This is a genomic window from Piscicoccus intestinalis NBRC 104926 (assembly GCF_001515525.1).
In the GTDB taxonomy this organism is placed as follows: domain Bacteria; phylum Actinomycetota; class Actinomycetes; order Actinomycetales; family Dermatophilaceae; genus Kineosphaera; species Kineosphaera intestinalis.
The window spans coordinates 1-9630 of record NZ_BCNQ01000165.1 but is presented as its reverse complement, the minus strand read 5'-3'; the positions used below and the strand labels follow the sequence as shown (position 1 = coordinate 9630).

At 72.1% G+C, this 9630-nt stretch carries 9 protein-coding genes and 3 pseudogenes; 4 read left to right on the top strand and 8 right to left on the bottom strand.

From position 1 onward, the window contains the following. The 4 genes and pseudogenes from PINTE_RS18535 to PINTE_RS18520 form a co-directional block, all read right to left on the bottom strand. Nucleotides 1–471: pseudogene (locus PINTE_RS18535) on the bottom strand (hypothetical protein); the annotation flags it as partial. A 61-nt stretch (nucleotides 472–532) separates the two neighbouring features. Continuing rightward, on the bottom strand, nucleotides 533–1987 hold the full coding sequence (locus tag PINTE_RS18530; RefSeq protein WP_068433699.1) for a sensor histidine kinase: 1455 nt from the start codon (nucleotides 1985–1987) through the stop codon (nucleotides 533–535). Between the two features lie 221 nt (nucleotides 1988–2208). Next, nucleotides 2209–2919 (bottom strand): response regulator transcription factor, encoded by a 711-nt coding sequence (locus PINTE_RS18525; protein WP_068433697.1) that lies wholly within the window; start codon nucleotides 2917–2919, stop codon nucleotides 2209–2211. 229 nt (nucleotides 2920–3148) lie between these two features. Then, nucleotides 3149–4369 carry an MFS transporter gene (locus tag PINTE_RS18520; RefSeq protein WP_068433695.1) on the bottom strand — a complete coding sequence of 407 codons (1221 nt, stop codon included), beginning with the start codon at nucleotides 4367–4369 and terminating at the stop codon, nucleotides 3149–3151. Nucleotides 4370–4544: 175 nt separating this feature from the next. Here PINTE_RS18520 and PINTE_RS22220 point away from each other — a divergent pair. Beyond that, nucleotides 4545–4787, top strand: a pseudogene (locus PINTE_RS22220) (carbon starvation CstA family protein); the annotation flags it as partial. Between the two features lie 24 nt (nucleotides 4788–4811). Here PINTE_RS22220 and PINTE_RS18515 read toward each other — a convergent pair. Both PINTE_RS18515 and PINTE_RS18510 read right to left on the bottom strand, forming a co-directional pair. Next, nucleotides 4812–5243 (bottom strand): type II toxin-antitoxin system VapC family toxin, encoded by a 432-nt coding sequence (locus PINTE_RS18515; RefSeq protein ID WP_068433694.1) that lies wholly within the window; start codon nucleotides 5241–5243, stop codon nucleotides 4812–4814. Next, entirely contained in the window at nucleotides 5240–5476 is a 237-nt protein-coding gene (locus PINTE_RS18510; protein ID WP_068433692.1) for a FitA-like ribbon-helix-helix domain-containing protein, read from the bottom strand. Before PINTE_RS18510 ends, PINTE_RS18515 begins: the two co-directional genes overlap by 4 nt. A 215-nt stretch (nucleotides 5477–5691) precedes the next feature. Here PINTE_RS18510 and PINTE_RS18505 point away from each other — a divergent pair, with 215 nt between their 5' ends. Genes PINTE_RS18505 through PINTE_RS18495 form a run of 3 tightly spaced genes read left to right on the top strand, consistent with a single transcriptional unit; the run spans nucleotide 5692 to nucleotide 8968 of the window. Next, on the top strand, nucleotides 5692–6651 hold the full coding sequence (locus PINTE_RS18505) for a putative selenate ABC transporter substrate-binding protein (protein WP_157087363.1): 960 nt from the start codon (nucleotides 5692–5694) through the stop codon (nucleotides 6649–6651). Then, a complete protein-coding gene (locus PINTE_RS18500; protein WP_068433690.1) occupies nucleotides 6648–7394 on the top strand; it encodes a phosphonate ABC transporter ATP-binding protein in 747 nt (248 codons plus the stop codon). Before PINTE_RS18505 ends, PINTE_RS18500 begins: the two co-directional genes overlap by 4 nt. Next, entirely contained in the window at nucleotides 7391–8968 is a 1578-nt protein-coding gene (locus PINTE_RS18495; protein WP_068433688.1) for a PhnE/PtxC family ABC transporter permease, read from the top strand. Before PINTE_RS18500 ends, PINTE_RS18495 begins: the two co-directional genes overlap by 4 nt. A 62-nt stretch (nucleotides 8969–9030) precedes the next feature. On the opposite strand, the gene PINTE_RS18490 is transcribed toward PINTE_RS18495, so the two are convergent. Together PINTE_RS18490 and PINTE_RS18485 are read right to left on the bottom strand one after the other, a co-directional pair. Beyond that, nucleotides 9031–9372 carry a hypothetical protein gene (locus PINTE_RS18490; RefSeq protein WP_157087362.1) on the bottom strand — a complete coding sequence of 114 codons (342 nt, stop codon included), beginning with the start codon at nucleotides 9370–9372 and terminating at the stop codon, nucleotides 9031–9033. A gap of 17 nt (nucleotides 9373–9389) precedes the next feature. Beyond that, nucleotides 9390–9630, bottom strand: a pseudogene (locus PINTE_RS18485) (IS630 family transposase); the annotation flags it as partial.

Below are 9630 nucleotides of genomic sequence, written 5' to 3'. Positions count from 1 at the left end.
GGGGCCGGCGCCGGCCGGAGCCAGCCCGGGCGCGCCCTGCTCGAACGCGCGCGCCCCCGAGGCGGACTGCTCGTCGGCCCCGAAGCGGGCGTACGGGCCGTAGATCGGGCCAGTCGAGCCGCCGGTCGAGCCGCCCGTCGAGGCGCCGGTGGAGCCGGTGCCGTCGCCGTGGCCGGAGGGTGCGGAACCCCCTGCGGCCGAACGGTCTTCGTATCCCGAGTAGGCGTCCTGACCGGAGGGGCGGGAGCCGGCGTAGCCGTGCGATCCGGCGACGCCGTACGGCGGGGTGTCGCCGGGCGCGTGCCACAGCGGGGCGGTGGCGTCGTTCTGGGACCGGTCGGCCCACACGGAGTCGGGCCCGCCGCCGGGGTTGTCGGCGCCGCCGGATCGCGGTGCGCCGGCGCGGTCGGGGCCCCGATCGGACTCCGGTCCGTCGGACTCGCCGGAGTGTCCGGGTCGGTTCTCGCTCATCGGTGCCTCTCCTTGCACGCCACGTCGGGCAATGGTGCACAGTTAATCACGCGGTTTTCCATCAGGGCTCCACACCGCCTGTCAACGCGCTGGGCGCGGCGGCCGCGGGGGCCGAGCGGGGCAGGTCGACGAGGAATGTCGCACCGCCTCCGGGAGTCGGGGCCACGCCGACCCGGCCGCCGTGGGCCTTGACGATCGCGGCGACGATGGCCAGCCCGAGTCCGTGGCCGCCCTGCGCGCGGCGCCCGCGGGCCGGGTCCTTGCGGAAGAAGCGTTCGAAGACGCGCGGCGCGTCCTGCGCCGGGATGCCGTCGCCGTGGTCGCGCACCTCCAGGCACACCCGCTCGCCGGCGCCGCCGACGGCGACCTCGACGGGGGTGCCCGGCGGGGTGTGGGTGAGGGCGTTGGCGAGCAGGTTGGTGACGACCTGCCGCAGCCGGGCCTCGTCGCCGCGCAGCACTGCCGGCGCCAGGCCCGACTCCTCGAGCCCGACGAGCCGGATCGTGCGGTCGCCCTCGCGGGCGCGGGCGTCCTGCACCGCGTCGCCGGCGACGACCGTCAGATCGACGCTGGTCAGCTCCATCGGCCGCCGGTTGTCCATGCGGGCGAGGGTGAGTAGGTCTTCGACGAGACCGGACATGCGGGTCGCTTCGTCTTCGATGCGCCGCATCGCGCCGGCGGTGGCCTCGGGCGAGGCGGCGGCGCCCTGCCGGTACAGCTCGGCGTAGCCGCGCACGGTGGCCAGGGGGGTGCGCAGTTCGTGCGAGGCGTCGGTGACGAACTGGCGCATCCGGGCCTCGGAGGCGGCCCGCAGCGCGAACGACGACTCGACCTGCGCGAGCATCGCGTTGAGCGAGCGCGCGAGGCTGGCCACCTCGTCGTTGGCGGCGCGGGGCGGCACGCGTCTGGTGAGGTCGCCGGCGGCGATCGCCGCGGCGGTGTCCTCAATGGCGCGCAGCGGCCGGAAGGCGCGCCGGAAGCCGAGCCAGCCGATGAGCACGCACGCGCCGGCGATGAACAACCCGAGGAAGGTGGACAGCACGATCATCCGGCTGACGGTCTGGTCGATGCCGGCCAGCGAGGTCGCGACGACGTACGAACCGCCGTTGGACATGCCGCCGGCGACGGCCAGCCATTCGGGGCCGGAGCCCTTGGACGGCAATCGGAACGGCTCGCCGGTGACGACGCGCGGGTCGTCCGCGGTGATGACCGGCACCTCCGGGCGGTAGCGCCCGTCGATCGGCGACTGCGGCGTGTACTGCCCGGTGGTCGGGGAGTAGAACACGACCGCGTACGTGCTCGGCAGCTCGGTGTCGGCCGAGGTCAGCCGGCCCAGGCTCACGTAGGCCAGCGGCTGCGCGGCCAGCCGCAGCTCCTGCCCGGTGCGCTCGATGAGGTAGCGGCGCATGAGCACGCCGGTCGCCACGCTGCTCAGCGTGAGGGCGAGCAGGATGAGCACGACGAGCACCGCGACGAGGCGCCACGTCAGCGTGCGGCGCCGGAAGGGCTTGGCCATCGCGTCCGAGACCCGGTCGAGCAGGCGCGTCGCGGCCGACCCGCCTGGGGGAGACGGTGACGACGGTGGGCTCGCCGGGCCCGGTGCGGTTGTCGCGCCCGAGGTCGTGCCAGGGGTGGTCGGGCCGGGGGTCGTGCCCGGGGTGTCGGGGCCCGCGGGGGTGGCGGGGTCCGCTGACGACCCGGCCGACCCGGACGACCCGGTCGACTCGGACGACCCGGTCATACGGTCTCGGGAGGCAGCCGCAGCACGTAACCGACTCCGCGCCGGGTGTGGATCAGCGGCGGGTCGTCGACGTCGATCTTGCGGCGCAGGTAGGAGATGTAGGACTCGACGATGCCCGCCTCGCCGCGGAAGTCGTAGTCCCACACGTGGTCGAGGATCTGCGTCTTGCTCAGCACCCGGTTGGGGTTGAGCAGCAGGTAGCGCAGCAGCTTGAACTCGGTGGGGGAGACGTCGATGACGCGCTTGCCGCGGCGCACCTCGTGGCTGTCCTCGTTGAGCTCGAGGTCGTGGAATCGCAGGATCGCGTCTTCGGTGATGTCGCCGCGGGTGCGGCGCAGCACGGCCCGGATGCGGGCGATGACCTCTTCGAGGCTGAACGGCTTGGTGACGTAGTCGTCGCCGCCGACGGTGAGGCCCTTGACCTTGTCTTCGACCGAGTCGCGGGCGGTGACGAAGACAATCGGCATGTGCCGGCCGTGCTCGCGCAGGCGGCGGGTGACGGCGAAACCGTCGATGTCGGGGAGCATGACGTCGAGCACGACGAGGTCGGGCTGCTCGCGCTCGGCGACCTCGACCGCCTCCGAGCCGTCGGCCGCGGTGTAGACCTCGAAGCCGGCGAAGCGCAGCGACGTGGCGAGGAGTTCACGGATGTTGGGCTCGTCCTCCACGACGAGGAGGCGCGCCTCGGGCTGCGACTGGGTGCTCACCTGACCCAGGGTGAATGTCCAGCCTGGGAGTTTGCTGGGAGCCGGTTCTGTCGGCCTCCGACGCACCACTGACCGCAGAGGAGCCTGTGCAGTGACCTCTCGCGAGAGGTCACGTTGGTTCGGCCGCGCAACACCGCAGGTCAGGGCATCGGCCGTGAGGCTGGTCGGCCGGATTGACCTCTCGAGGGGCCTCGAGAGGTCAATCGCCCCTACTCGCGCCGGGCGGGCCTCAGGCGTCCTCGCGCTGCGGGTCGTAGATGTTCGCGGGGACGACGGTCACCGAGAGCAGGCCGAGCACGGCGACGACGGCGAACACGTAGAAGCCCCACGGGTAGGCGCTGCCGGCGGCGACGAGGGTGCCGGTGACGGCGGGGCCGACGATCGCGCCGATGCGCCCGATGCCGGAGGTCAGGCCGAGGGCGGTGCCGCGGATCTCGGAGGCGAACAGGTGCGTGATCAGCGCGTAGATGAGCACCTGGGCGCTGAACACGAAGATGCCCGTGACGAAGACCGCCGCGTTGAGCAGCAGCGGGTTGGCCATGCGGATGCTCAGCACCGCGAGGAAGATCGCGGCGGCGGCGAACCAGACGAGCACGCTGCGCTTGATGCCGCTGCGGTCGGCGACCCACCCGGCGAGCAGGAGGCCGACGACGGCGCCGACGTTCATGAGCAGCAGCAGGTTGAGGGCGGCGGTCAGCGGGTAGCCGGCGTCGCGCATGATCTGCGGCAGCCAGGTGTTGAGGCCGTAGACGAGCAGCAGGCCCATGAACGAGCCGACCCACGCGCCGATGTTGGCCCGGGCGTAGGGGCCGCGCAGCACGGTCGACAGCGGGAGCCGGGGCTTGCGCTCGCTGGCGGTGACGTGGCCCGACTCCGGGAGCAGGAACCACATGACCGGCAGCAGCGCCAGCCCGAAGATGCCGCCGGCGTAGAAGATCAGGTGCCAGTCGGTGGTGACCGCGAGCGCGAGCAGCGAGGTGGCGACCGCGCCGACGTGGTAGCCGGTCATCGTCAGCGTCGAGGCCTTGGCCCGGTGTTGCGGCGGCGCGACCTCGCTCATCATCGTCAACGCCACCGGCATGCACGCGCCGAGGCCGAGGCCGGCGAGAAAGCGCAGCAGCGCGAACGAGATCGCGGTGCCCGCCGTCGGCAGCAGCGCCGTGAAGACCGAGAACGACAGGATGCAGGCCAGCAACGTGAGGCGGCGCCCGAACCGGTCGGCGACCGGGCCGACGGTGGCGGCGCCCACCCCGACTCCGACGAGGGAGATCGTGGCCGCGAACGTCAGGGCGGGGCGGTCCATGCCGAGGTGCTGGGTCTGCAGGAGGGTGGGGATCACGGCACCGAGCGCGACGAGATCGAATCCCTCGAGCGCGACCGTCAACCAGCACAGCACCGCCGCGATCGGGTTGACCTTCGTCGGCGCCTTGTTCTCGAAGCGCACGTTCACGTGTTCCCTCGTTTCCTGAAGTGGCAGCGACCCATTCGGCCGCAGCACCGTCTCCTGTAAGCCGGGGCGGGGTATTCGCAGGCCAGAGCCTCGCGCAAGGTGGTGGTATGCCCCCATAGGCTTGATTGTCGCCCTCGACCACCGTCGATTGGACACGACGATGTGGGAGATCGCCATGAATTCCGTGCTGTTGGCCATTATCGGCATCGCCATCATGTCTGCCGGGTATCTCGTGTATTCGCGGGTGCTGGCGAGCCGGGTGTACCGGCTCGATCCGGATTTCGTGACCCCGGCCCACGCCCAGCGCGACGGCATCGACTACGTGCCGACCAACCGACTCGTGCTGTGGGGCCATCACTTCACCTCGGTCGCGGGGGCCGCACCGATCGTCGGCCCGGCGATCGCCGTCATCTGGGGCCCTCCAGACAGGTTGAGACGCTTGTCAGCCGGGCCGGCCGTCCTCGAAGGGGTTGCTGAGTTCCAGCCCGTCGACGTGGTCGAAGTCACGGGTGTTGCGGGTCGCCAGGGCGAAACCCCGCGACACGCAGGAACCCGCGATCTGGGCGTCCGCGAGGGACATCGGGCGTCCGATGGCCTGGGCATGCACGACGATCCCCGCGGTCGTCCGTGCAGCCTCCAGGTCGTACACGACGAGTGACTCGTAGAAGGTCGTCACGAGTTGCTCCCAGCGCCCCTGCAGGGTGGTGCGGCGACGCCCGGCCGCCAGGCGGCCGATGCCTCGTTCTATTTCCTCCACGGTGACGACGCTGATGGATAGGTCCGTGCGGTCGAGCTTCTCTGCCCACCTGAGCACGTTCGGGGCGGGTTCGTCGCGCATAAACTCCGAGACGACGTTGGTGTCCGCGATGATCACGACAGGTCCACGTCGCGAGGAGGCTCCGTGCGGGCGGGCAGCTCGAGATCGACGCCACCAATCTCCTGCATGGCGGCATGCAGGCTCATGAGCAGGTTCTGCTTCGGTCGGCGAACCTCCCGAGCAAGGATGTCGCGCACCTCGGCCTCGACCGAACGGCCGTTCTCTGCAGCGCGACGTCGGAGCCGATCGTGCGTCAGCTCATCGACATTGCGGATGGTCAACGTCCCCATAGAACACCTCCTGACAGCAATGCTAGCAATCAAACCGATGCTTCCCCGATGTCAGTCGCGCCAAGAGAGAGGGGAGACCGTGCCGCACCGCCACCACCGTTGACCCCGCCTCACCGGCGCCCGGTCCGGGTGCCCCCGCGCGGCTGTGACCGTCGACGTCCACTCCTGAGGGGAGCGGCGCGACGCGTGCGCGCCGCCGACCCCTTGGAGCCCTCATGTCCCACCCTCGTTCATCCCGCCTGCCCCGCCGGCCCCGGATCTCCCGGCTGTTGGCCCCTCTCGTCGCCCTGCTGATGGTCCTGCTGGCCGCGTGTGGCGCGCCCGACTCCCAGTCCAGCTCCCCGGCCACCGGAGACGGGGCCCAGCCGTTGCGCATCTCCTCCATCCCCGACCAGGACCAGGACAAGCTCGCCGCCCGCGACACCGCGATGGCGCGGTACCTGCAGAGCACGCTCGGCGTGCCGGTGGAGTACGTGCCGGTCAGCGACTACGCCGCCTCCGTCACCCTCTTCCGCTCCGGCGACCTCGACCTCGTCTTCTACGGCGGCCTGACCGGGGTGCAGGCCCGCCTCCAGACTCCGGGTGCCGCGCTCATCGCCCAACGCGACATCGACGACGATTTCCGCAGCGTCTTCGTCGCCACCCGCGCGTCGGGCATCGAGCCGTTCGACGACGTCGCCGGCCTGAGCGCCCTCAAGGGCCGCCGCGTCACCCTCGGCCCGCAGAGCTCCACCTCCGGACGGCTCATGCCCGAGTACTTCCTGCGGCAGGCGGGCGTGTCGACCCAGGACTTCGCCGGTGAGGTCGGGTTCAGCGCCTCGCACGACGCCACGCTGAGCCTCGTCGAGGCCGGCAGCTACGAGGTCGGCGCGCTCAACTCGCAGGTCTGGAAAGCGCGGCTGGCCGCGGGCACGGTCGATCAGTCGGCGGTGCAGGTCGTCTGGACGACACCGCCCTACCACGACTACCACTGGGTCGCCGGCCCCGGGCTCGACGAGCGCTACGGCGCCGGGTTCACGCAGCGGATCACCGACGCGATGCTGGGCCTGTCGACCGACGTGCCCGAGCAGGCATCGCTGCTGAAGCAGTACGGAGCCGGCTCGTTCATCCGCACGGACGCGGCCAACTACACCCAGATCGAGCAGATCGCCCGCGAGCTCGGCCTGCTGTCGTGACCGCGCTGCGCCTGCGCGGGATCACCCTGCGCTACGGCGCCGGCGCGCCCGCCCTGGCCGACGTCGATCTGGAGGTCGCGCCGGGGGAGCGCGTCGGGCTCGTCGGGCCCAGCGGAGCCGGCAAGTCGAGCCTGCTGCGGCTGTGCGCCGGCATGCTCGCCCCGCAGTCGGGCATGCTCGAGGTGCTCGGAGCCGACCCGGCCGGGCTCCGGCCGCGGGCCCGCCGCGCGCTGCGGTCCCGGATCGGCACCGTGCACCAGCACCTCGACCTCGTCGGACCGCTGCGGGTGGTGCACAACGTCAACGCCGGTCGGCTCGGGCGGTGGGGCTCGGCGCGCGGGCTCGTCTCGCTGCTGCGGCCGCTGGACGTGGCGGCGGTCGACGCGGCCCTCGCGCAGGTCGGGCTCGACGGCATGCGCGACCGGCGCACCGACCGGCTCTCCGGCGGCGAGCAGCAGCGGGTCGCGCTGGCCCGGGTGCTCGTGCAGGACCCCGACCTCGTGCTCGCCGACGAGCCCGTGAGCAGCCTCGACCCGGTGCGCGCGGAGGCGGTGCTGTCGCTGCTCACCGGGGTGGTCGCCGGCCGGAGCCGCACCCTGCTCGTGAGCCTGCACGACATCGACCTCGCGGTGCGCCGCTGCGAACGGCTCGTCGGGCTGCGGGCGGGCCGGATCGTCTTCGACCTGCCGGCGAGCGAGGTCGGGGCCGCCGAGCGCGCCGCCCTGTACCGGGCCGGGCCGTGAGGCGCCGACTCTGGGCGGCCGCGTTCGGCCTGGCGATGCTCGCGGTCGTGACGCTGTTCGTCGGCGACGGACTGGGCCGGGAGCCGGTGCTCAACCCGGCGGGGTGGGGCGCGTGGCAGCGCTTCTGGGGCGCCGCCCTGCGCCCGGACCTGTCGCCGGAGCAACTCGCGGTCACCGCCCGGGCCGCCGCGACGACCGTGGCGTTCGCGACCCTGGGCACCGCGCTGGCCGTCGCGATCGGGCTCGTCGGCGGGGTGCTCCTCTCGGCCGCGTGGTGGCGCGCGGACCCAATCGACGGGCGCCGGCGTCGCCTCGCCCGGCGCCTCGCGCTCGGCACCGGGCGGGTCGGCGTCGCTGTGCCGCGCGGCGTGCACGAGACCGTGTGGGGCCTGCTGCTGCTCATGGTGCTCGGCCGCGACCCGCTCGTCGGGGTGCTGGCGATCGCCGTGCCGTTCGGGGCGATCACCGCGACGGTCTACGCGGGGCTCATCGACGAGACGGTCGACGCGCCGGAGCGGGCCCTGCGCGGCGCCGGGGCGGGGACGCTCGTACGCACCGCCTACGGGGTGCTGCCGCTCGTGCGCACCGAGCTCATCGCGTACGGCTGCTACCGCCTCGACTGCGCGCTGCGGTCGGCGGTCATCCTCGGGATGATCGGCGCGGGCGGGCTCGGATTCGAGTTCCTCATGGCCTTCGGGGCGCTCGACTACCCGCGGTTGTGGACGTTGATCTACGCGCTTGCGCTGCTCGGCGTCGTCGTCGACGCGTGGAGCCGCAGCCTGCGCGGCGACCCCTCGGCCCGCTGGGTTCGTGCCAGCGTGGCACTCGCCGGGCTGCTGGTCGCGTGGTCGGTGGCGACCCTGGGCGTCGACGGCGACCGGCTCCTGTCGCGCCGCACGCTGGATCTGGCCGGTGATCTCGTGGTGCGGTCGTGGCCGCCGCGGGCGCCCGCCGGGGGTGCGGCGCAGCTCGCGTGGGCGGCCGCCGAGACCCTCGGCATGTCGGTGCTGGCGATCGTGCTGGCGACGGCGCTCGGGCTGCTCGCGGCGCTCGTCGCGGCGCGTCGACCGGGGCAGGGTGTGCTGCGCCGCGCCGTGGGGGCCGCGGCCCGGCTCCTGTTGCTGGCGACGCGGGCGGTGTCGGTGCAGGTGTGGGCGCTGGTCGTGTTGTTCGTCGTGCTGGCGGGCGTGCTGCCGGGCGCGATCGCGCTCGGGGTGTACACGGCCGGGGTGCTGGGGAGGCTGTTCGCCGAGACGCTCGAGAACGCCGACCCGCGCCCCGCGCAGGCCCTGCGCGCGTCCGGAGCCGGTGGCGTGGCGACGTTCGCCTACGGCGTGTTGCCGCTCGTGGCGCCCAAGCTGCTCGGCTACGCGCTGTACCGCTGGGAGGTGGCGATCCGCGACACGGTCGTCGTCGGGGTCGTCGGCGCCGGCGGGCTCGGTCGGATCCTCGAGGAGCGCCGGGTCGCCTTCGACCTGCCGGGGATGCTGGGCGTCGTCCTCGTGCTGCTCGCCCTGGCCGTGCTCGTCGACGCCATCAGCACGGCCGCCCGGCGCGACCTGCGCGAGGCGTGAGCCAGTGAGCTGCGACAAGGCTGTGGGCCCCGAGCGCGCGGGCTTCGTTCAGCCCCGGGGGTTCATTCTCTTTGCTTGGCCAGGTGCCGCAGCCATTGCGAGTAGGCGAGCACACTGACGCCGGACGTGCCGCTCATGATGGCGTACAGGGTCATGTCGTGATGCCTGGACACGAGATAAAGGCAGATCCCGGCAGCAATGAGGAGGGCGACACCGCCGACCCTGAAGGCCGTGACGATCCGATGAAGAGTGGGTCCGTCAGGCTCAGTCGCGCGCGGCGATTCCTGGTGAAAGCTCTGGCGGAAAAGAGCCACCATAATCACGACAGAACACACGGCGCCACAGGTGCCTAGGCCGGCGAAAAGAACCTTCGCCCAAAATGGTGTCACGAAATAGACGGACACCAGCCCAGGCCATGTGGCTAGTGTCGTGAGGCGTTAATTCGTTGGCAGTAGCCGGCGAGGGTTTCGAGGATCTGGTCGGCGGTCTTGGTCCACACGAAGGGTCGGGGGTTCTCGTTCCAGCCTTGGGTCCAGGCGACGATGTCGCGTTCGAGGTCGACGACGGATCGGTGGGTCGAGCGTTGGAGTTTGCGGCGGGTCAGCTCGGCGAACCAGCGTTCGACGAGGTTGAGCCAGGACGCGGAGGTCGGGGTGAAGTGT